The organism is Halorubrum wangae (assembly GCF_051194135.1).
GTDB lineage: Archaea > Halobacteriota > Halobacteria > Halobacteriales > Haloferacaceae > Halorubrum.
In genome coordinates, this window is the sequence record NZ_JBLZNH010000004.1 from 252,916 (window position 1) to 274,175 (window position 21,260).

Consider the following 21,260-nt stretch of genomic DNA (forward strand, 5'->3'; position numbering starts at 1 on the left):
GGGCGCGTGTAGGAGTATGGAGACGGAGCCTGGTCGCTCAGTGGACGCCGACTCGCAACCGGGGAATCCCATCTGGCGGCTGTACACAGAGTACGGCACCGGACGCCGGTACGCCGCTCTCGGCGCCGTCGCCACGGTCGTCGGCCGAGCGTTCGGGCTGATCCCCGCCTTCGTCATCGGACTGGCCGTCGACGCGATATTCCTCGCCGAACGTCCGTACGCGCTCCCTCTGGTTCCGGACGGCATCGTGCCGGCCACCGACGTCGGACAACTGTACCTCTCGATAGCGATCCTGTTGGGGGCGACCGTCGTCGGGGCGGTCGCCTCGTGGGTCGAGGACTGGGGGTGGAGCGTCTTCGCCCAGCGCGTCCAGCGGAACCTCCGCGTCGACGCCTACGAGCGCCTTCAAGACCTCGAACTCGCCTACTTCACCGGGAACCGTACGGGCGACCTGATGAGCATCCTCAACAACGACGTCAACGCCCTCGAGACGTTCCTCGAAGACGGACTGAGCGCGACGCTGTGGATCCTCGCGACCGTCGCCGGTATCGGGCTGATTCTCGTCGGGCTGAACCCTCCGCTGACGGCGGTAACCCTGCTGCCGATACCGTTTCTCGCGGCGTTCACCCTCCTCTTTACGCGGTTGATAGAGCCGCGCTACCTCTCGATCCGCGAGGAGATCGGCGACCTGAACTCCCGGCTGGAGAACAACGTTAGCGGTATCGAGGTGATCAAGAGCGAGGGCGCGGAGCGGTTCGAGACCGAGCGGGTGGCCGAGGCCTCCGACGAGTACCTCGCCGCCAACCTCTCGGCGGTCAAGATCCGGATAACGTACTTCCCGGGGCTGAACGTCATCTCGGGCGTCGGCTTCGCCGTCACGTTCCTCGTCGGCGGGCTGTGGGTCCTCGGTCGCCCGGCGTTCGGCCTGACCGGCGCGCTGACGCCGGGGGCGTTCGTCACCTTCGTCATCTACGCCCAGCAGTTCCTCTGGCCGATCATTCGTCTGGGCGACGTCGTCGACGACTACGAACGGGCCAAGGCCGCCGGAGGTCGGGTTCAGGGGGTCCTCGCTCGGGATCCCACGGTTCGAGACCGCCCCGACGCCCGCCCGCTCGACGTCGACCGGGGTGCGGTCGTCTACGACGACGTCCGGTTCGCCTACTCGGGGGAGACCGTGCTCACCGACGTCGACTTCGCGGTCGAGGGCGGGGCGACGGTCGGCGTCGTCGGACCGACCGGCGCCGGCAAGTCGACGTTGCTGAAGCTGCTACCGCGGCTGTACGACGTCGACGAAGGCGCCGTCCGGATCGACGACCAGGACGTCCGCGACGTGTCGCTCCGAAGTCTCAGGCGGTCGATCGGCTACGTCAGTCAGGAGCCGTTCCTCTTCTTCGGGACGGTCGCGGAGAACGTCCGGTACGGCACCTTCGACGCGAGCGACGAGGACGTCGAACGCGCCGCTCGACGGGCGCAGGCCCACGAGTTTATCGAGAACCTGCCCGACGGGTACGAGACGCTGGTCGGCGAACGCGGCGTGAAGCTTTCCGGCGGCCAGCGCCAGCGGCTGGCGCTCGCGCGGACGATGCTCAAAGACCCCGCGATCCTCGTGTTGGACGAGGCCACCTCGGCGGTGGACACCGAGACGGAGGCGCTCATTCAGGACCGGATCGCCGCGTTCGCCGCCGACCGGACGACCTTCGTCATCGCGCACCGCCTGTCGAGCGTCCGGACTGCGGACCGCATCCTCGTCCTCGACGACGGACGGGTGGTGGAGGACGGGACCCACGAGGGCCTCCTCGAGGCGGACGGCCTGTACGCGAACTTCTGGCGGGTCCAGACCGGCGACATCGCGTCGCTCCCCAGGGCGTTCCTCGAACGCGCGCTCCGCCGTCAGGCGGTCGTCGACCTCGGCGACGAACGGGACGCGGACCGGTCGGAATAACTACGCGTCCGGAGTGCGGCGACACCGCTGATTCGATCGACGACCTCGAGGAGGGCGGAACGGTCACCGAGGTGGAGGCGGACGAGCGCGGATCGATCGATCTCTACGAGAACCACAACCTGTTCCGCTGTGCCGGCTGTCGCAAGCCGCTCGGGATCACTCGCTTCCGGTCCTGAGCCGGTTAGCGGTACCCTCGTCCCCAACGATCAGGGCACCTCGCCGTCCATCGACCCCCGGTACCAGCGTCCCGTCTCCGCGCCGCACTCGACGCAGTGCGCGACGACGGCGTCTTCGCCGTCAGCGGCGGCGCTCAGGTCGGTGTCGGTCTCGGCGTCACACGCATCGCAGTATCGGAGTTTCTCTTGCGTCCCGTACTCCAGCGGCGCGCCGAGCGCGAGCGCCCGGACGGTGTCCTCGCCGCGGTTCCACCCGCGCTGGAACTCCCCGCGGTCGAATCGCACGGCCTCGTTCGGCCCGACAGCGACCGGTCCGTCCGCCGTCTCGAACGTCGCGGTCCCCGAGATGATGAAGAACACCTCCTCCTGAACCTCGTGGCTGTGGTAGGCGAACGCGAAACTGTCGCCCGGTTCCAGTTCGTAGTAGTTGATCGCGACGTCGGTGAGGCCGAGCGCATCGGTGAGGGGACGCATCACCGCGGCGGGCTGGATCGAGTTCTTGACGTCGTCGACGCTGACGCGGTTCATACCCGACGGTTCGGGAGACAGTATTTAAATAGTACGGCGCAGCGCGCGGCCTCGTCGGTGTCTCAGAAGGTGAGTATCTCGTAGTCGTCGTCGACGAGCGAGCGGACGCTCGGGTGGCCGTCGTGCTCGTCGAGGCTGACGAGTTCGGAGTCGGCGACTGCGTCGTCGACGTCGAAAGCGCCGGAACAGTAGTCGCAGGCCGCCGCGTCGTCGCGGACCGCCTTATAAAGATCGTGATAGTCGCTCTCCTCGTCTTCGAGCTCCGGAATCCACTGGGTGCCTGCCCCGTCGAAGATGAGTTGCAACTCGTCCTCGTCGTTCTCCGCGAACTCCTTCGCGGCCTCCAGCGCGTTCGCGAGGCGACCGTAGTCGGCGTGCGACTCGTTACCGGCGAGAATGATTATCGCGGCTTTTGCCATGGTGCTCACGGATACATACCGCTCATACAAAACCGCCTCGCGGCTGTGTGTCCGTAACGCGGATTCGGCATGCGATGACGTAGCAGGGCATCAAGGTTCGCGGGAGCGGGGGAGCACGACCCCGCGCCGCTCAGCCGTGGTGCCGGTGGTCGTGTCCGCCGCCACGCGAGAACTGCCCCGAGAAGGCCCGGTCGACGACCTCGGAGAGCGCGGGGTGAATGTGGACCGCGTCGCGGATGTCCTCGACGGTCCCTGAGCCCGCCGTCATCGCGACGACGACCTCCTCGATTAGGTTCGACGCCTCGGGGCCGATGATGTGACAGCCCTCGATGGTCCCGTCCAGATCGATGAGGACCTTCACGAACCCCTCGGCCCGCATCGCGCTGCCTCGCGCGGTCTCGTCGTAAGCGTAGGTGCGGGTGGCGTAGTCGCCGTCGGCCGCTCGGAGGTCCTGCTCGCGCGCGCCGACCCCGGCGACCTCGGGCGAGGCGAACACCGCGAACGGCATCGCCGAGTAGTCGACCGGTTCGGGTTCGTCCCCGAGCAGGTTCCGAATGACGGCCTTCGCCTCGTGGTTCGCGCTGTGTTTCAGCAGGTACTCGCCCACCACGTCGCCCAGCGCCCACACGCCTTCGGCGTCCGTCCGGAGGTACTCGTCGGTCTCGACGAAGCCCGCCTCGTCCGTCTCCACGCCGGTCGCGTCGAGGTTCAGCGCGTCCGTGTTCGGCCGCCGGCCCGCCGCGACCAGTAGCGTGTCGCCCGTGACGGTCACGTCCTCGGCCTCCCCGGGAGCCCCCAGTCGCTCACCGCCCGCGCGGATCGCGTCGGCCTCGGGGTACGGTCGAGCCTCGACGGTCACCTCGCCGTCGGCCTCTTCGGCCGCGACGGCCTCGTACCCGGCGTACACGTCGAACCGCTCGGCGTAGCGGTCGGTGAACGCCTCGCCCACCTCGTCGTCGGCCTCGGGGAGGAGGGTCTCGCGCCGGCCGACGATAGTCACGTCGCTACCGAACGTCTCGAAGAAGTGGCCGAGTTCGGCGGCGATGTACCCGCCGCCCACGATCACGAGGTCGTCCGGGGGCGCCTCCAGGCGCAGGGCCTCCGTGCTCGTGAGGTAGTCGACGTCCTCGATCCCGTCGATCCGGGGGATAGCGGGGCGCGTGCCGGTGGCGACGAGGACGGTGTCGGCGCGAAGGGTCGCCCCCGCGTCGTCGCCGTCGACGATCTCGATGGTGCGGTCGTCGACGAACCGCCCGGTCCCGCTAAACAGGTCGTGGGCGTCCGACGCGGTGAGCCCGCGGCGGATCGAGTCGGCGCTGTCGGCAACCTCATCGTTCACCTTTCGGACGATCTCCCCGAAGTCGACGTCGGTGACCTCGGCGTCGATTTCGAACGCGCCGGCGCCCTCGATCGTCTCCAGCACCTCCGCGTGGTACAGCAGACGCTTCGAGGGGATGCAGCCCCGGTTGAGACACGTTCCGCCGAGCCGTCCCTCCTCGACGACTGCGACCGAGTGTCCCCGACCGGCCATCGCGTTCGCCACGTCCAGTCCCGAGCCCGACCCGATCACGAGGAAGTCGTACTCCTGCATGGCCGCGATGACGACGGCCACCCTCATCAAAGCCCGTCCGGGGTGGCATCGGCCGCACACGACCGCGGTGGCGTTCGAATCCGCTCGACGCGGTGCTCGACCGTTGTACTCAGTCCCAGTTCCGCCGGACCGGCGTCTCGCTCGCGTTCACGTTCGACAGCAGCCACGCCGCGGCGTCGTCGAGCGCGTCGTCGTCAGTCGCGGTCACCTTCAGACGGTTGTGGTCGGCCTCCCGGTCGGGGTAACAGCCGACGACGACGTCGAACCGCTCCATCGCCTCCCGCAGGGCGGGCACGATGTTGGACTCGGGTTCCACCGTGTAGAGGAACCGCGAGCGTCGGTCCCCGGCGAACTCGTCGGCGACGGTCTCGAACATGGCCTTCAACTCGTCCGGGATCCCGGGCATCACGTAGACGCCCTCGATCACGCAGCCGGGTGCGAGCCCCGCCTCCGTCAGCAGCGGGCGGCTCCCCTCCGGGATCGCCGCCTCCGCCTCGACGTCCACGTCGAACTCGCGGTCGGGGACGCGCTCGCGGATCGTCTCGAGCCGACGCTCGACGGACTCGAGCGTGAGGTCGGTCGGCTCCATCTCCCGTTCGAACGCGTCCGCGACCGCCTCCATCGTCACGTCGTCTGGCGTGCTCCCGATCCCTCCGGTGACGATCACGGCGTCGAACGTCCCGGCGTACCCGCGCGCGTGCTCGGCGATCGTCGCCCGATCGTCCGGCACGGAGAGGATGCGGGGCACGACGACCCCGCGGTCGCTCAGCTCGCCGGCGAGCCAGTTCGCGTTCGTGTTCACCGTGTCTCCCGAGAGCAGTTCGTCGCCGACCGTGATCAACGCGACCTCCATCGAAGCGTCGTTGGGGCGGCCGACGGATGTAGGTTTCCCGCCGGGGGCCGCTCCCGACCCGAATAATCATTAGTTCCCCGTGACTCCGTCACGAGGTGACGAACGACACCACCCGCCGGGGGGTCCTCGCCGCGGCGCTCGCGGTCGGCACCGCCGGGCTGGCTCGCTCGGAGGCCGCCGCCCTCCTCGACTCCTTCGCGCCGCTCTCCGGCGACGCGTGGGACGCGGCCGATCGATCGCTTCCGGAGACCGTCGAGAGCCCAGACGGCGACGCGACCGTCCGCGTCGACGACCGCGGGGTCCCGCACGTCGAGGCCGACGACGAGGCCGCGGCCTACTTCGCGGTCGGCTACCTGCAGGCGTTCCACCGGCTGTTCCCGATGGACCTCCAGCGTCGCGTCATGCGCGGGCGGCTCTCCGAGGTGGTCGGCGAGGCCACGGTCGAGAGCGACGAGTTCAACGTCGCGATGGGCTTCCTCCCGGCCGCCGAGGCGACGTGGGACCTCGTGAGCGAAACGGAGACCGGCTCCCTCGTCGAGTCGTACGCGGCGGGCGTCAACGCGGCGATGGAGTCGGAGACGCTGCCGATCGAGTTCGAACTGCTCGGCTACGAGCCGGCACCGTGGACACCCGTCGACTCGATGCTGATGGAGAAACAGATATCGTGGACGCTCACGGGGAGTTTCGCCGGACTCCGGCGGGCGGTGGTCGAGGACCGATTCGGCGCGGACCGCGCCGCGACGCTGTTCCCGCGACGGTTGGACCACGACGCGCCGATCCTCGACGGCGACGAGACGCGGCTGGGCGGCGGCGACGAGCGGGAACGGTGGCGAGACGACCGCTCGCCCGGTGCGGCGGGTGCGACCGATCCGATACCGCCGGCGCTGACGGGGTGGCTCTCCGGGTTCGAATCGCCGACGGGCGTCGGATCGAACAGCTGGGTCGTCTCCGGGGCACACACCGCTAGCGGGACGCCGACGGTGGCGTACGACCCGCATCTCTCCCTGATGGCGCCGCCGCTGTGGTACGAGCAGCGCGTGGAGACGCCCGAGCGATCGGTCCGAGGCGCGACGTTCCCCGGCGTCCCCTTCGTCATCGCCGGTGCGAGCGACCGCGCGACGTGGTCGTTCACCAACGTCGGCGCCGACGTGCTCGACTGCTACCGCTACGAGGTCGATCAGTCCGGCGAGCGCTACCGCTACGACGGGGAGTGGCGCGAGTTCGAGAGCGAGGAGCGGGTGATACCCGTCTCGGGCGGCGAGGACCGCACGCTGGAGGTCAAACGCACCGTCCACGGCCCCCTCATCGAGCGCGAGGGGCGACGCGTGGGAGTGGCGTGGACGGGGCACACCGCGACGCGAACGACGCTCGCCATCGACGGATTGGGTCGCGCAGACGGGTTCGACGACGCGTTGGCGGCGACCCGCACGTTCGACCTCCCGACGCAGAACCTCGTCTACGCCGACGCCGACGGCCGGACGATGTACTACGCGACCGGACAGCTCCCGATCCGGCGGATCGACGGCGAGGTCGTCGCCGGCGACCGGGTCTTCGACGGCTCCGCCGGCGAGGGCGAATGGGAAGGGTTCGAGCCGTTCGGTCGCTCCTCGTGGATCGGGTTCGTTCCCTTCGAGGAGAAGCCGCACGCGATCGATCCCGACGTCCTCTCGACGGCCAACCAGCGCGTGATCGACGACCCGATCCACTACGTCGGGGCCGACTACGCGACGCCCTACCGCGGCGCGCGCATCGCCGAGCGCCTCGATGCGGCGGTCGCCGGCGACGAGCCGGTGGACCCCGCGTTCCACCGCGACCTCCAGCGCGACGTGCGCGACGGGCGGGCCGACCAGTTGGTCCCGGACCTCGTTGCGGCGGTCGGGGAGCGCGACGCCTCGGAGGGCTCGGACGGCCTCGCCGCGGCCGCCGCGACCCTCGACGCGTGGGACCGGCGGATGGCCGCCGACTCTCGCGGCGCGCTGATCTTCGACCGGTGGCTCACCCGGTTCCGGGACCTGGTGTTCGCGTCCGCCTTCGACGAGGCCGACCTCGACGAGTCGTATTACCCAAACGACTGGGTACTGGCGAGACTGCCGGCTGACGACCCTCTGTTCGCCGACCGATCGCGCGAGGAGACGATGGTCGCGGCGCTGGCGGAGGCGCTATCCGAGATAGACGAGGCGGGATGGGAGACGTACGGCGACCGAAACTCGACGGCGGCGATAACCCACCCGCTCGGCGGTGAGGCACCCTTCTTGAACTACGAAACGCTCCCCGCGGACGGCTCGCCGGCGACGGTGATGAACTACCGCGTCGACGACGCGGTGGGGTCAAGCTGGCGGATGGTGGTCCGCCCCGGCGAGGACGCCACCGCGGTGATCCCCGGCGGCAACTCCGGCGACTACTTCTCCGAGCACTACGACGACCAGCTCCGCGACTGGCTGGCGAACGATCAGAAACCGATGTCGCTCGATCCCGAGGGAGACACCGGCGAGACGGCCGCCTTCCGGGGTGAGCCCTCGTGAGCGGCGACGACTCCCGAGCTTCCTCCGAGTCGCCGTCGCCGCTCGCGCGAATCCGAGACGAACCCCGGACCCGCGCCGTCGCTTTCGCTGTCGCGGTCGTTTTCGGTATCGCGCTGGCGTCGGTTCACTGGCTCGGCCTCCTCGCGGCCGGCGCGGCGTCCTCGCTCGTCGCCCCGACCGCGCGGCGAGGGATCGCTTACGCACTCGGTGCCGGCGCGCTCGCGCTCGTCGCGTTCGCGGTATCGCTCGGCTCGGCGGCCACGACCCTCCCCGAGATGCAACCGGTGATATTCGTCGCGGTCGGCGCGGCGGTGGGCCTCCCGCTGCTCGGCTCGCTGGCGAGATGGATCATTTAAAAATACTGGATGTCTCGGGAGGACAACCGAGCGCTTGGGACCGCTCTACGGCGCCAGGTACTGCTCTTATACGCGTGTAGAAGGGTGACCGACGCCGCCTAACTCCGACTGCGCGGTCCTCGCGGGAGACTCTGCGACCGGGCGCTGGGGCACCCGACCGTCGTCGGCGACGCGTTCTTGGCGCCGCGGCCCGGATCACGACATCCAGTGACGACCGTCCTCACCGACCGCGACCGCCTGAAGCGCGACGACTGGCCCGACGGGACGTTTTATCGGGAGCCGCGGTTCGTCACCCACGCCGACGACGCGTTCCTCGCTCGACTGACCGAACTGTACGACGAGCTGCTCGAGCCGGGTGACCGCGTCCTCGACGCGATGAGCAGTTGGGTCTCGCACCTCCCGGCGACCGACTTCGACCGCGTCGTCGGTCACGGCCTCAACGAGGCCGAACTCGCGGCAAACGACCGGCTCGACGAGTTCGTCGTACAGGACCTCAACAGCGAGCAGGCGCTCCCCTTCGCCGACGACGCGTTCGACGCCGTCTGCTGTGCCCTGTCGGTCCAGTACCTCCAGTACCCGGGGCCCGTGTTCGCGGAGTTCGCGCGCGTCCTCGCGCCCGACGGCGTGCTCGTCGTGAGCTTTTCGAATCGGATGTTCCCGACGAAGGCCGTCCGGGCGTGGCGGGTCGCTTCGATGGACGAGCGGGCCGACCTCGTCGAACGGTATTTAAAAGCAGGTGGCCTCACAGTCGCGGACCGTCTCGCGGAGCGCTCCGAGACCGATCCGTTCTACGCGGTCGTGGGTCGGACCCCGCCGGGACACGGGGGCGACTAACCCCATCTACTGGCCCCAGCGACTGCGACGGCGACCGGCGAGACCGTCTCGCTCTCAGTTCGTCGCCGTCTCGGCCTCCAGTCCGGACCCGCTCGGCGGCCTGAGCGCGAGCGCGGCGAGACCGGCGGCGATGGCGAGGCCGCCGCCCAGCGCGAACGTCGGGACCCAACCGAACGACGCGACGAGGTAGCCGGTGACGGTGCCGGCGAAGACGCCGCCGCCGACCTTCGCGGTGTAGAGAACGGCGTAGTTGCCGGAGGAGTTCCGGGCGCCGTAGTAGTCCGCGATCATCGACGGGAAGTAGACGAACAGCGGCGAGGAGAAGAACATCGCCGCCATCACGAGCGCGACGAAGGCGATGCCGGCCCCCGCCTGCCCGGCGCCGATCAGCGCGAGCCGGAACGCTCCGGCGAGCACGAACGACGCGGCCATCACTCTCTTGCGGTCGAACCGGTCCGAGGCCTCGCCGAGGATCATCCGCGAGACGCCGGCGGCGACGGGCAACAGGGTCGCCGCCGCGGTGGCGACGACCGCCGCGAGCCCGAACTGCTCGGCGAACCGCACGACGTTGGCGATGACGATCAGGTCGGCGCCGGCCATGGCGACGAACATCGCGTACAGCAGCCAGAACTGCCACGTCGAGAGCATCTCGCGGGTCGTGTAGGCGCGCCCTCGCAGGGAGGCCGCCAGTCCGTCGTCGTCTTCGTCGTCCCCCCGATCCGCCAAGCCGAGCCAGTCCTTCGGGGGGTCTCGGAGGAGAAACGCGCCGACGAGAGTAACGACGAGGATGGCGAGTCCGACGTTCCGGAGGACGTCGCCGTACGCCGCCACCGTCGCGTTCGCCCGGACGTACGGCACCACGAGGGCGCTCCCACCTGCGAACGCCATCGTGCCGATGCCGGTCGTGAGTCCCGTGCGGTCGGGGAACCACTTGACCGCGGTGTTCACCGCGACCGTGTACACGATCCCAACCCCGATGGCGCCGAGCGAGTACAGCAGGTACAGCTGCCAGACGGCGGTGGCGTACGCCAGCCCGATGTATCCGCCGCCCGCCAACAGCGCCGCGAGGAAGGTGAGCGCGCCCGGTCCGCGGCTGTCGCGCCACTTCCCGGCGGGGAACTGCGAGAGCGACTGAAAGACGACGTAAAACGAGAACACCGCGCCAAGCGCCGGCAGCCCGATGTCGAGGCTCGCGGCGAGCGGCTGTTCGATGGACGACCAGACGTACTGGTAGGGGCTCACCGCGGCCATCATCCCGGCCGCGGCGACGATCTGCCACCAGCGAGAGAAGCCGAGGATCGACGAAGCTCGACCCGCGTAGTCGACCGTGCCGTCGCCCTCGTCGACGACCTCGTCGCCGATGGAGTCCGCCGGCGGGTCGTTGGCTCCGGCGTCGGCCGCCTCGTCGCCCGCGTCCTTACCCATTGTTGCCGTCCGTCGACCGCGTGGTGGTGTTCGGTGTCATGTCGTGTGCCTCGGGCCGCGCCGCGGGGGGCCGCGCCGCAGCACCGCTTGCGTTCGTATCGATACAGTTCGGACTGATCGATTAAAGCGCGTCGTTGGAGCCGCGAACCACGAGACGACCGATTAAGTGGTCGCATCGCGTACGATCGACATGACCGAAATCGGCATCGTCGGCGCCGGTGCGGGCGCGGCGGCCGCGGCGTTCGCCATCGACGCGGCGGCGCCCGACGCGAACGTGACCGTGTTCGAGAAGTCCGGGGGGCTCTGCGGTCGCGCGGCGACTCGTCGGCACGGCGACCTGACGTACGACTACGGCGCGAACTACCTGAAGTCCGATGACGAGCGCGTCGTCGAACTGATGACCGAGACGCTCGACGACGAGGGGCTCGTCGAGATCACCGAACCGGTGTACACCTTCGACGCCGACGGCGAGGTCTCGCCGGGCCGCGACGCCGACGAGCACAAGTGGAGCTATCGGCAGGGGCTCACGCAGATCGCAAAACGGCTCTTCGGTCCGACCGACGCGACGGTCCATCGGCGGACTCGCATCGAGACCGTCCGACGCACTGACGGGCGATGGGAGTTGGATGACGCCGCCGGCGAGACGCGAGGGCCGTTCGACGTCCTCCTGTTGAGTCCCCCGGCGCCGCAGACGACCGAACTGCTCCGTGACGCCGATTGGGAGTCGCCGGTCCGCGACTCGCTCGTCGAGGCCGCGGGCGACGTGGCGTACCGATCGGTGTGGTCCGCCGTGCTGCAGTACCCCTTCCCGATAGACGTGCCCTACTACGGGCTTATAAACACCGACAAGGACCATCCCGTCGGCTGGATCTCGCGCGAGGAGTGCAAGGCGGGCCACGTCCCGGACGGCGAGACGCTGCTCGTCGTGCAGGCGAACCACGAGTGGTCCGTGGCACACTACGACGACGACCCGGCGGCGAACGTCGCCGCGCTCGCCGAGCACACCGCCGCCGTCGTCGGCGACGACCGACTCGCCGAGCCGGCGTGGAGCGACCACCAAGGGTGGCGCTACGCGCTCCCCGAAAGCGGCGTCGACCGCGGTCCGATCGACGCCGCGCGCCGCGAGGACCTCCATCTGCTCGGCGACTGGGTCGCCGGTGAGGGGCGCATCCACGCCGCGATAGCCAACGGCCTCGACACCGGCGAGCGGGCCGCTCACGACCTGTAACGCCTACAATCGAGAACGAAACGAAGAAGCGAACGTCGTCTATTTATAACAAGACACTATCCGAGACGATTCCACGCGGGGACGTCGCGCGTCGACTTAGCTCCGCGTGAAGCGGTACTCGACGGTGCCGAGTCCGGGGAGGCAGATCTCGCGGACGGTGTCGGTGTCGACGTGACGGACGAGCGAACGTCCCAGCGCGATGACGGCGACGCCGCCGGCGAGCAGCGCCGCGGAGACGACCGGAGACGAGGCCACCAGGAGCGGGACCATGATCAACGCCACGAAGGCCAGCGAAACACCGAGTCCGCCGTTCGGCGGGCTGTCGGACCCCGCTGCGACCGCACGCGCCGTGTATCCGCTGTTCATTGGTTGCATACTCACCTGTACGTCGCCGTGAGTAAAAACCTTTCATATCTCATATGCTTTCTGAGCAATGGTAGCACTCAACACATGCTCATATAGTCTGAAACGATTGATAACGGAGTGTAACGAGTGCCATGGTACGCGTTCGTACACCTCTCGGAAAAATGGGACGTTCAGTCGAAGTTGGCCCGATAGGCCTCGGTGACACGCGGCCGAACCGGAGTGCTTCTCCCGCTCGCTCCCCTGTGGACGGTATGGGTTATCCGTGGGTCTCGCGGTCGCGCTCGAACGTCCCCTTCTGGACGACGGTCGCGTTCGCGGCGCTGTACCTGCCGGCGTCGGTCGGCGCACGCGTGCTCGTCGAACCGGAGTACGCGGCCGCGATGGCGTGGGTGCCCCGGTCGGTCGCCGACGTCGCGGGAACCTCACTCGGCGTGGCGCTCGCGGCGGTCCTGTGGCTCCCAGTTGCGGGCGGATTCCTCTACGCCTTCGCGACGGAGCTGTCGACAATGCGGACGCAGACCGCGTGGTCGCCGCCCGACAAGGGGTACCTCATCCTCACGGTCGGCGCGCTGGCGGCGCACCCGCTCACCGGGCTCCCGTTCGTGTACCTCGTGGTCGCCGGCTACACGCTCCACCGGACGCTGCGAGTCCGGTAGAGCGGCCGAACCCACCGTCTGTGGCGCGGCCCTCCGGCTCGACGAGCGAGCGGTCGGCTCCCCAGTCGCGTTCGACTCCCTGGCACCCGTACTTTTATTTCATCAGAAAACAAGTCGTAGGTACGAACAGAGATGTCAACGACACAAGACAGTTCGGCCGGGCGGCCGAGGGGACTCGAAGCGGCAGATGCGCGGCGGACGGTCGCCGCGCTCGCCGACGACGCGGCCGAGACGGTCGGTGACCTCCGCGTTCGGAGCACGCCCGACGAGGTCGCTGACGAACTACGCGAGACGCACCTCCCCGCGCTGGAGGAGGCCGGCTACATCGAGTGGGACCGCGAGACCGGAACCATCGCCCCGGGGCCGAACTTCGAGGAGGCCGCGGCGCACGTCGCCGACCTCCCCGACCTCAGCGTCGAACCGGCCGACGACTGAGCCCGGGACGTTTATACGCCACCGCGGGGGAGTCCCGACATCGAAATGGCCGAGCCGATCCTGAAGTGGGCCGGCGGCAAACGCCAGCTGCTCGACGAGCTGTATGCTCGGTTCCCGAGCTCGTACGGCCGGTATCACGAGCCGTTCGTCGGCGGCGGCGCGCTCTTCTTCGATCTGGAGCCCGCGGACGCGACGGTCAACGACGCGAACCCGCGGCTGGTGAACTTCTACGAGCGGGTCCGCGACGACCCGGAGGCGCTGATCGACCGACTGGAGGCGTTCGACGACCCGGACGCTGACCCGGACCCGTCGCTCCCGTATCACGAGGAGACGGCTCGCGGCCGCGACGTGGAGAGCTACTACTATCAGCAGCGAGCGCGATTCAACGAGCGCCCCTACGAGGGGAAGTTCGAGCCGATCGAGGAGGCCGCGCTGCTGTTGTACCTCAACCGGACCTGTTACAACGGCCTCTACCGGGAGAACGCCGACGGCGGCTTCAACGTTCCCGTGGGTCGGTACGCGAATCCGGACTGGGTCCAGCGCGACCGGATCCGGCGCGCGAGCGACGTGCTCGCGAAGGCGACGCTCCGAAACGACGACTTCGCGTACGTCCTCGACGCCGCCGAGCCCGGCGACCTCGTCTACTTCGACCCGCCCTACGAGCCGATGAGTGCGACCGCAAACTTCAACGAGTACAGCGCCGACGGCTTCGACCGCGAGGACCAGCGTCGGCTGCTCGACGTCGCGATGGAGCTGGACGACGCGGGCGTCTGGGTCGTGTTGAGCAACAGCGGCGTGATGAACGAACCGTACGCCGACGCGGGACTCTACGTCGAGCGGGAGGACGCGACCCGCGCGATCAACAGCGACGCCGACGGCCGGGACGCGGTCGACGAGATAGTCGCGACGAACGTGCCACCCGACGAGCGGCGAACGGCGGGCCAGCGTGAGCTCTCTGGGTTCTGAGGCGTCGAGCGGGGTCGCCCCGTGTTCGGCCCGCTGCATGCGCGGACCTCGCCGGTCGCATGGGGCGGGCTTTTTGAACTCCCCCAACCACGTCCCGCGTATGACCGATCTCGACATCGACCTCGTGCTCGTTCCCGTCGACGGGAGCGAGGAGTCTCACGAGGCGGTCGACTACGCGATCGCGGTCGCCGCCGAGTACGGCGCGAGCGTCCACGCCCTGTACGTGCTGGACGAGGACGTGGTTCGCGCCATCGACCGCGGCGCGGTCGACGAAGGGGACGTCGCCGACGACACCGAGGCGTTCACGGACTCCGTCGCGCAGCGCGCGGAGGCCGCCGGAGTCCCCCACAGCAACTCCATGGCGTACGGCTTCTCGACGACGGTGAAGACGGTCCACCCCGGCAGCGTCGTCCTCGACACCGCCGAGGAACTGGCGTCAGACTTCATCGTGATCCCGCGTGAGCCCGTCTCCGGCGACCCCGGGGAGGTGCTGGGGAAGGCGGCCGAGTACGTCCTCCTCTACGCCAGCCAGCCGGTTCTGTCGGTGTGATGGCCGGCTCGATCCCGTTCCTCCCCGCGGGAACGACTCTCCCACCGCTTCCGTACCTTCTTGCCGTGCTGCTCGCCGCCGGCGCGGTCGGCGTCGCCCTCCGACGACGCCCCCCGCAAGTCACCGGACGGCACGTGCTCGCGCTCGCGCCGTGGATCGTACTCGGGTCCGCTGCCCACGTGCTGTACGTCGTCGACGCGCTCCCGGCCGCGCTCGCGCCGCTCGCCGGCTCACCGACCGTCTACCTCACGGTGGGGACGACGGCGGGCGCGTCGTGGCTCGCGCTCGCGAGGGGGCCGCCCGAGCGCGTCCCGACCCGACTCGCCGCCGCGGGCGCGCTCCTTCTCGTCCCTGTCGTCGCGGCCGCGCTCGCGACCGGGATTTCGCCGGCCGGCGCCCGGTGGTCGACGGTCGCGCTCGCGGTGACGGTGCCGGTCGCCGCCGCGGTGTGGGCGGGCCTGACGCGGCTGCGCCCCGAGACGGCGATCACCGGCGGCGTGGGCGCGCTCGCGGTGTTCGGACACGCACTCGACGGAATCTCGACTGCGGTGGGGACGACCCAACTCGGCTTCGGCGAGCGCACACCGGTCTCCCGGATCCTGCTCGAGTTCGGGTGGATCCCGCCGGTTCCGGTGGTCGGAACGGGGTGGGTGTTCGTGCTCGTCAAACTCGCGGTGGCGAGCCTCGTCGTGTGGCTGTTCGCGGAGTACGTTCGCGACCGACCCGCGGAGGGGTTCCTCCTGCTCGGCTTCGTCGCCGCCGTCGGCCTCGGCCCGGCAGCACACAACCTGTTGCTGTTCACCGTCGCCGGGTAGCTCCCCGATCCCTTCGGCCGTCGCTCTCGCGGTGGCTCAGAGGACGGCAAGCGCGAAGACGACGGTGACGCCGGCCAGCATGACCGCTTGGACGAACGCGCTGGCGAGGACGCCGATCACCGCGAACGCCGAGCGTCTGAGAGCGACGCGCGGTTCGGCGGTGTTCTCGTAGTAGCTGACGAGGAAGACGGTGCCGCCGAGCCCGACGACGATACCGATCGGACCCATCACAAACAGCAGGACGACGCCGACCAGCGTGCCGACGACCACGGTCCGGGTCGACGCGCCGCCGAGCCGTCCGGATATCATCCCCGAGAGCAGGTCCATCGCGGAGGCCAGCAGCGAGACGACGACGAGCGCGACCAGAACCGCAGGGCTCGGCTCGGTGAAGCCGGTGGTGTAGGCGTAGCCGAGGACGGTCAGCGCCGCGAGGGCGCCGCTCGGTACGAACGGAACGAACGAGCTCGCCGTCCAGACCACGAGTAGGACAATCGCCGCCTCGGCCGCGGGGAACGCCATGCGACGCGTACGTCGCGCGAGGGGAAAACGGTTCAGTCCTGCCGGCTCGTCGCGGCCACCACATCCCGGTGTTCCAGCCGAGCCGTCGGCTCGGCGCATGGGGAACAGGGAGACACGAACGCGACCGCCGCCGTCAGTCTTCTTCTTCGACGACTTCCGGGTCCTCGATGGCGGACTGCAGGGAGTCGAGGCCGTTGACCCACTCGGAGACGAGCCCGTACTCCAGCTCCTCGACGAGGTCGATGTCGAGCGGTTCTCCGTCGATGACGCGAGTACCGGCCTGCACGACGTAGCCGAGCGCGGCGTCGAGGTCGTCCTCGGCCTCGGCCTCGGCGGCCGCGCGCACGAACTCGGTCACGTCGCCGTCGACGACACCGCCGACGACGTACTCCTCGGCCGCGTAGAAGACGGGGATGAGCGAGGTCTGAACGCCGTCGATCAGCATCATCTTGTCCTCGTCGTCGAAGTCGACGTCGGCGAGGACGATGTCCCGCACGCTGCGGATCTCATCGACCGCGCGGTCCTCGTCGATGCGGTCGTCGTCGAGCGCCGCGAGGATCTTCACGACGGCGATCGCCGCGTCGTCCTGGAGGTTCAGTAGGAGCCGCGCCGAGTCTTCGTTCTCGGGGTCCAGGTCCTCCTCTTTCAAGCGATCGAGCCAGTTCTGCCAGCGGTCGTCGGTATAGAACGTTTCAACGGCGTCGTCGTCGGTCATGTGCGATACGTCGCCCGGATTACTCAAATGCCTTTCCTATCGATCGTCGCGAGAGAGGGCGTCTCACCCCCTCGACGCCGGAATTCCCGGAGCAGCGCTCCCGTCGTGCGTTCGGGCCGCGCTCGACGTCGCGGCGTCCACCGCGCCGCGGACTCGTCACGCCATCGTATCGGTGCCCACATCGGGGTTCTCACGGGCGAACGCTGCGATCTGGTCCACGGACGACTCGAACGGCGGCACGGAGACGTTCGTTCCGGCCAGCCCGTCGGTCGCGTTCAGACAGCGATAGCGGGCCGGCTGGTCGAAGTAGTCGATCGTCGCCGACTCGCTCACGACTCGGGTGCCTCCAGCGTCGCCACAGTGTCGATTCCGTACACCAACTCGGGCGTCTCCACGTGCGCGCGCCGAACCGCCTCCTCGTATCCCTCCTCCAGCAGCCAGCGGACGCGGCGGGGAACGGTCTTCGGGCCCATCACCATCCCCGGCTTCTCGGGATCGTCGACGAAGTCCGTCTCCATCAGGAACGGCTCGCCCGACTCGGCGGCGCGTTCGAGCCGGTCCTTCTCGCTCATCACGCTCGGGGTCGGCCCAGCGAGCCGTCCCTCGGCGTAGTGTTTCACGACGTTCGTCGGATCGAGCCCGACCGCCTCGGCCGCGGCGGCGAGGTCGGTGAGGTCCTCGCTGGCCTCGGTGTGCAGTTGGACGGCGCAGTCGAGAGCGGCGCCCAACTCGAACGCACGGCGGGTGACCGCGTTCGACGCGTCCCAAACCGCGTCGCTCACGTCGTAGTGCGGCCGTCCGGACTTCAGCGCGAGCGCGCGGTCGTCGTCGACGAACTCGCTCGCGACCTCCAGCCCGCCGCACATCAGGTCACGGGCGTCCTCGGGCGCGAAGTCGCGCTCGTCGACCAGCCGACTGATCAGGCCGGGATGGACGCCGAGGACGGGCCAGGCCCGCCCCGGCAGGACCTCGTTCGCGGCCGCGACCGCGTCGAGCGTCTCCTCGAAGACGGGACGGAAGTCACCCGGCTCGTCGGGCTCGACCCCGAGGTGCCAGGAGGGTTTGTTCACCACGATCAGGTGGGTGCCGCCGAGCCGGACGAAGTCCTCGACGGCGTCGACCCCGCGCCCGTGGCGCGGATCGAGGTGGAGGTGATTGTCGAGCACCGGCGTGTCGAGGTCGTCGGTCATACGTGCGCAAGGGAGGGCCGGAGCTTATAAACAACGGCCGGACAGCGCGGCCGCTCCCGCTCAGTCGCGCCCGTCGGTCGCGTCGTCGCGGTTTCGGATCTCGATTCGGCCCTCTAGTTCCGGGGCGATGCCGCGTTCGCGAGCGTACGCGGCGAGGACCTCGTACTGAATGTCGGCCTCGTCGACCCGGTGACGCTGTGCGAGCGTCGGGAACTCGTGTTCGGAGTGGAGGAGGTACTCCGAGACGGCGACGGTGTAGCGCGCCTCGGGGTCTATCGGCTCGCCGCCGACCGAGGCCTCCAGGATCAGCTCCGCCTCGTCGTCCCAGACGACGCGGGCGTTCGAGACGTGCCCGTGCCACCAGTCGGCCTCGCCGAAGTCGACGTCGGGCGCACCCATCTCGCGGAACACGTCGTGCAGCTCCGCGCCGGTAACCGAGGCGAGCGTCACGGGCTCCTCGAACGGGATCAAACTGATCAGGTCGGCCTTGGTCACCTCGCCCGCCCAGGGGTCGCCCTGTCGGAGTCCGCCGGCGTTCGAGAGCCCCACGTCGGCGTCGTGGGCCCACCGGAACGCGTCCGCGACGAAGTTGCCGACGCGGCACTCACCGCCGTGGACCACCGCGCCAGTGCGCTCGATTGGGTCGTCGACGACGTCGACCACCTCGCCGAGGTCGGCCGCGGCCATGCGCTCCGCGAGGGCGGCTTCGAGCCCCGGTACGGGGTCGGCACCGTCGGGCTTGTGGAGCGTCGCGGCGGGCGGCGAACCGCTCGATCCGTCGGTCGCGAGGGATCCGGACTCATCCCCGGGAGCGTCGTTATCTGGGGTCGCGTCGAAGTCGACCTCGGCGACGGACTCGCCGTTGACGCCGGGGCGGACGATCCGGGTGCCGGAGACGACTTCGTTGCGCCGGCTGTGAACGTGTCCGCCGAGGATCGCGTCGACGTCGAGCGCCCGGGCGAGGTCGTCGTCCCCGGCGCCGAGATGCGAGAGGACGACGGCGTAGTCGAGTGCCCGGGCGTCCTCCCCGCGCTCGGCGACCGCGGTTCGCATCTCCGCGAGCGCGTCGCGCGCGGCGGCGACAGGGTCGTCGAAGGTCAGGTCGGCCGCCATCGGGTTCAGCGAGTCGGTCGCCGGATCCGTGACGCCGACGAACCCGATGGTCGCGCCGCCGACGTCCAGGGTCGTCCATGGGACGACGCCCTCGGCGCGGCCGAAGGGATCGCCCGCCTCGTCGCGGACGTTCGCGGAGACGAACGTCACGGGCGCGTCGGCGACCAGCCCTCGGAGCGCATCCGGCCCGTAGTCGAACTCGTGGTTGCCGAACGTGTCGAGGCGAGTGTCGGTGGCCTCGTAGAAGTCGAGCACCTGTCGCCCGCTCGCGACCAGCGAGAGGACGCCCGGCGCGGTCGTGTCGCCGGTGGCGACGACCGCGGCGTCGGGGCCCGAGAGCTCCCGAATTCGGCCGGCGAGGCGTGCCGCGCGCTCGGGGGCGTCGAAGACGTTCTCGATGTCGGAGTAGTGGACGAGACGGGCCATTCGGTGTCGGACGGAAGGTGTGAGCGACGCTTAAAAAGCGCGAAGTCGAGCAGGGGGCGGCGCCCCGATTCGAGGGAGCGAGGGACGGCTCCGAACCGGGCGTTTCCGACCCCGTGACTCCCGCTCGCACACGCGAGGGACATTGAAAGCGCTTTTATGGATGTCCGGATAACGTCGGGTCACAGCCTCTGTGGGGTTGATGATGTGCCGTTCCGTTAGGGACCGACCACGGGACGGACACGCGAGCCCGCACGGAGGATAGGTGAACAACATATGCCCGTTTACGTAGACTACGAAACCCCAGCCGACCTCGCCGAGCGATCGCTCGAAGCACTCGAGGTCGCCCGAGACACCGGTACCGTGAAGAAAGGAACCAACGAGACCACCAAGGCCGTCGAGCGCGGCAACGCCGACCTCGTCATCGTCGCGGAGGACGTCTCCCCCGAGGAGATCGTCATGCACCTCCCCGAACTCGCCGACGAGAAGGGGATTCCGGTCGTCTTCGTCGACACTCAGGACGACGTCGGCCACGCCGCCGGCCTCGAAGTCGGTTCGGCCGCCGCCGCCATCGTGGACGCCGGCGACGCCGAGGACGACGTCGAGGACATCGGCGAGAAGGTCGCGGAGCTTCGATAACCTCCCATGAGCGCAGAAGAGGGCACCGGCGACTCGACCACCGCCGAGGTGATCGAGGTCGTCGGCAAGACCGGGATGCACGGCGAGGCCATGCAGGTCAAATGCCGCATCCAAGAGGGATCGAACCAGGGCCGGATCATCACCCGGAACGTCCTGGGCCCCGTCCGTATGGGCGACGTGCTCCAGCTCCGGGAGACCCAGCGGGACGCCGACTCCATCGGAGGACGATAACCAATGGTCGAGACACGCACCTGCGACTACAGTGGCAAGGAGATCGAGCCCGGCACGGGCACGATGTACGTCAAGAAGGACGGCACCGTTCTCCACTTCGTCGACTCGAAGGCGGAGAAGAACTACTTCCTCGGCCGTGAGGCGCGCGACCTCGAGTGGACCGAGGAAGGGCGCAGACAGGGTGGCGAGTAGATGAGCCACCACGACGAGCGCACCTTCGTGATGGTGAAGCCCGACGGCGTCCAGCGCGGCCTCATCGGGGAGATCGTCTCCCGCTTCGAGGAGCGCGGGCTGAAGCTCGTCGGCGGGAAGTTCATGCAGATCGACGAGGACCTCGCCCACGACCACTACGGTGAACACGAGGGGAAGCCGTTCTTCGACGGCCTCGTCGAGTTCATCACCTCCGGTCCCGTCTTCGCGATGGTGTGGGAAGGCGCGGACGCGACGCGACAGGTTCGCGCGATGGTCGGCGAGACAGACCCCGCCGAGTCCGCCCCGGGCACGATCCGCGGCGACTTCGGCCTCGACCTCGGCCACAACGTGATCCACGCGTCGGACCACGAGGACGAGGGCGCCAACGAACGCGAGATAGACCTGTTCTTCGACGACGACGAACTCGTCGACTACGGCCTCGACACCGCTGCGTGGGTGTACGAGGACGAATCGCACTAACGGCGCACAGAAGCCCGTTTTTTCGGCGGTACCCGACACTAAGTATCGAAGAGCGGCCGCACCGCCGACACACCGCGTTTCCGGTGAACGACCGTC

The 21,260-nt window shown here is 69.1% G+C and carries 25 protein-coding genes; 14 read left to right on the top strand and 11 right to left on the bottom strand.

The genetic code is table 11. The features are described 5' to 3' along the window. Positions 1–16: 16 nt before the first annotated feature. Positions 17–1,942 (top strand): ABC transporter ATP-binding protein, encoded by a 1,926-nt coding sequence (locus ACNS84_RS13705; RefSeq protein ID WP_435075422.1) that lies wholly within the window; start codon positions 17–19, stop codon positions 1,940–1,942. Between the two features lie 206 nt (positions 1,943–2,148). Here the strand turns inward: ACNS84_RS13705 and ACNS84_RS13710 are convergent, their stop codons facing one another. The 4 genes from ACNS84_RS13710 to ACNS84_RS13725 all read right to left on the bottom strand — a co-directional run bounded on the left by ACNS84_RS13710 (position 2,149) and on the right by ACNS84_RS13725 (position 5,509). Beyond that, positions 2,149–2,646: a cupin domain-containing protein gene (locus ACNS84_RS13710; protein ID WP_435075423.1), complete on the bottom strand. Its 498-nt coding sequence runs from the start codon at positions 2,644–2,646 to the stop codon at positions 2,149–2,151. Between the two features lie 62 nt (positions 2,647–2,708). Beyond that, positions 2,709–3,065, bottom strand: a complete 357-nt coding sequence (locus ACNS84_RS13715; RefSeq protein WP_435075424.1) for a DsrE family protein — start codon at positions 3,063–3,065, stop codon at positions 2,709–2,711. 130 nt (positions 3,066–3,195) lie between these two features. Beyond that, entirely contained in the window at positions 3,196–4,656 is a 1,461-nt protein-coding gene (locus ACNS84_RS13720; protein WP_435075605.1) for a dihydrolipoyl dehydrogenase, read from the bottom strand. A 109-nt stretch (positions 4,657–4,765) separates the two neighbouring features. Then, entirely contained in the window at positions 4,766–5,509 is a 744-nt protein-coding gene (locus ACNS84_RS13725; RefSeq protein ID WP_435075425.1) for a competence/damage-inducible protein A, read from the bottom strand. Positions 5,510–5,604: 95 nt separating this feature from the next. Between ACNS84_RS13725 and ACNS84_RS13730 the strand changes: the two genes are divergently transcribed. The 3 genes from ACNS84_RS13730 (at position 5,605) to ACNS84_RS13740 (ending at position 9,221) form a co-directional block, all read left to right on the top strand. Then, a complete protein-coding gene (locus ACNS84_RS13730) occupies positions 5,605–8,031 on the top strand; it encodes a penicillin acylase family protein (RefSeq protein WP_435075426.1) in 2,427 nt (808 codons plus the stop codon). Then, the gene (locus ACNS84_RS13735; protein WP_435075427.1) at positions 8,028–8,387 is read left to right on the top strand and encodes a hypothetical protein; all 360 of its coding nucleotides are present in this window, start codon (positions 8,028–8,030) and stop codon (positions 8,385–8,387) included. Before ACNS84_RS13730 ends, ACNS84_RS13735 begins: the two co-directional genes overlap by 4 nt. A gap of 207 nt (positions 8,388–8,594) precedes the next feature. Next, positions 8,595–9,221: a class I SAM-dependent methyltransferase gene (locus tag ACNS84_RS13740; protein ID WP_435075428.1), complete on the top strand. Its 627-nt coding sequence runs from the start codon at positions 8,595–8,597 to the stop codon at positions 9,219–9,221. A gap of 54 nt (positions 9,222–9,275) precedes the next feature. Here ACNS84_RS13740 and ACNS84_RS13745 read toward each other — a convergent pair whose 3' ends face one another. Next, positions 9,276–10,646: an MFS transporter gene (locus ACNS84_RS13745; RefSeq protein WP_435075429.1), complete on the bottom strand. Its 1,371-nt coding sequence runs from the start codon at positions 10,644–10,646 to the stop codon at positions 9,276–9,278. Between the two features lie 190 nt (positions 10,647–10,836). Between ACNS84_RS13745 and ACNS84_RS13750 the strand changes: the two genes are divergently transcribed. After that, a complete protein-coding gene (locus tag ACNS84_RS13750; protein ID WP_435075430.1) occupies positions 10,837–11,874 on the top strand; it encodes an NAD(P)/FAD-dependent oxidoreductase in 1,038 nt (345 codons plus the stop codon). A gap of 96 nt (positions 11,875–11,970) precedes the next feature. Here ACNS84_RS13750 and ACNS84_RS13755 read toward each other — a convergent pair whose 3' ends face one another. Further along, positions 11,971–12,249 carry a hypothetical protein gene (locus ACNS84_RS13755; RefSeq protein WP_435075431.1) on the bottom strand — a complete coding sequence of 93 codons (279 nt, stop codon included), beginning with the start codon at positions 12,247–12,249 and terminating at the stop codon, positions 11,971–11,973. A 242-nt stretch (positions 12,250–12,491) separates the two neighbouring features. On the opposite strand from ACNS84_RS13755, the gene ACNS84_RS13760 reads away from it, so the two are divergent. From ACNS84_RS13760 to ACNS84_RS13780, 5 genes are all read left to right on the top strand, one after another. Next, the gene (locus tag ACNS84_RS13760; RefSeq protein WP_435075432.1) at positions 12,492–12,896 is read left to right on the top strand and encodes an abortive infection protein; all 405 of its coding nucleotides are present in this window, start codon (positions 12,492–12,494) and stop codon (positions 12,894–12,896) included. Positions 12,897–13,028: 132 nt separating this feature from the next. After that, on the top strand, positions 13,029–13,331 hold the full coding sequence (locus tag ACNS84_RS13765; RefSeq protein ID WP_435075433.1) for a DUF7344 domain-containing protein: 303 nt from the start codon (positions 13,029–13,031) through the stop codon (positions 13,329–13,331). A gap of 45 nt (positions 13,332–13,376) precedes the next feature. Further along, positions 13,377–14,297, top strand: coding sequence for a DNA adenine methylase (locus ACNS84_RS13770; RefSeq protein ID WP_435075434.1), 921 nt, complete (start codon positions 13,377–13,379; stop codon positions 14,295–14,297). 100 nt (positions 14,298–14,397) lie between these two features. Continuing rightward, the gene (locus ACNS84_RS13775) at positions 14,398–14,847 is read left to right on the top strand and encodes a universal stress protein (RefSeq protein ID WP_435075435.1); all 450 of its coding nucleotides are present in this window, start codon (positions 14,398–14,400) and stop codon (positions 14,845–14,847) included. Continuing rightward, a complete protein-coding gene (locus ACNS84_RS13780; protein ID WP_435075436.1) occupies positions 14,847–15,662 on the top strand; it encodes a DUF63 family protein in 816 nt (271 codons plus the stop codon). The genes ACNS84_RS13775 and ACNS84_RS13780 overlap by 1 nt, the downstream gene beginning before the upstream one ends. A 36-nt stretch (positions 15,663–15,698) precedes the next feature. Here ACNS84_RS13780 and ACNS84_RS13785 read toward each other — a convergent pair whose 3' ends face one another. From ACNS84_RS13785 to ACNS84_RS13805, 5 genes are all read right to left on the bottom strand, one after another. Beyond that, complete coding sequence (locus ACNS84_RS13785) at positions 15,699–16,181, bottom strand: DUF456 domain-containing protein (protein ID WP_435075437.1); 483 nt, start codon at positions 16,179–16,181, stop codon at positions 15,699–15,701. Between the two features lie 133 nt (positions 16,182–16,314). Next, entirely contained in the window at positions 16,315–16,896 is a 582-nt protein-coding gene (locus ACNS84_RS13790; protein WP_435075438.1) for a DUF2150 family protein, read from the bottom strand. 156 nt (positions 16,897–17,052) lie between these two features. Then, positions 17,053–17,229: a hypothetical protein gene (locus ACNS84_RS13795; RefSeq protein ID WP_435075439.1), complete on the bottom strand. Its 177-nt coding sequence runs from the start codon at positions 17,227–17,229 to the stop codon at positions 17,053–17,055. Beyond that, positions 17,226–18,086 (bottom strand): TatD family hydrolase, encoded by an 861-nt coding sequence (locus ACNS84_RS13800; RefSeq protein ID WP_435075440.1) that lies wholly within the window; start codon positions 18,084–18,086, stop codon positions 17,226–17,228. Before ACNS84_RS13800 ends, ACNS84_RS13795 begins: the two co-directional genes overlap by 4 nt. A 60-nt stretch (positions 18,087–18,146) precedes the next feature. Then, positions 18,147–19,625, bottom strand: coding sequence for a bifunctional metallophosphatase/5'-nucleotidase (locus ACNS84_RS13805; RefSeq protein ID WP_435075441.1), 1,479 nt, complete (start codon positions 19,623–19,625; stop codon positions 18,147–18,149). Between the two features lie 273 nt (positions 19,626–19,898). Between ACNS84_RS13805 and rpl7ae the strand changes: the two genes are divergently transcribed. The 4 genes from rpl7ae to ndk are packed head-to-tail and all read left to right on the top strand — an operon-like array spanning position 19,899 to position 21,164. Next, positions 19,899–20,261 (top strand): 50S ribosomal protein L7Ae, encoded by a 363-nt coding sequence (gene rpl7ae / locus ACNS84_RS13810; protein WP_435075442.1) that lies wholly within the window; start codon positions 19,899–19,901, stop codon positions 20,259–20,261. Positions 20,262–20,267: 6 nt separating this feature from the next. After that, positions 20,268–20,492, top strand: a complete 225-nt coding sequence (locus ACNS84_RS13815; RefSeq protein WP_004046478.1) for a 30S ribosomal protein S28e — start codon at positions 20,268–20,270, stop codon at positions 20,490–20,492. Positions 20,493–20,495: 3 nt separating this feature from the next. Next, entirely contained in the window at positions 20,496–20,684 is a 189-nt protein-coding gene (locus ACNS84_RS13820; protein WP_435075443.1) for a 50S ribosomal protein L24e, read from the top strand. Next, positions 20,685–21,164, top strand: coding sequence for a nucleoside-diphosphate kinase (gene ndk / locus ACNS84_RS13825; RefSeq protein WP_435075444.1), 480 nt, complete (start codon positions 20,685–20,687; stop codon positions 21,162–21,164). Positions 21,165–21,260 lie beyond the last annotated feature (96 nt).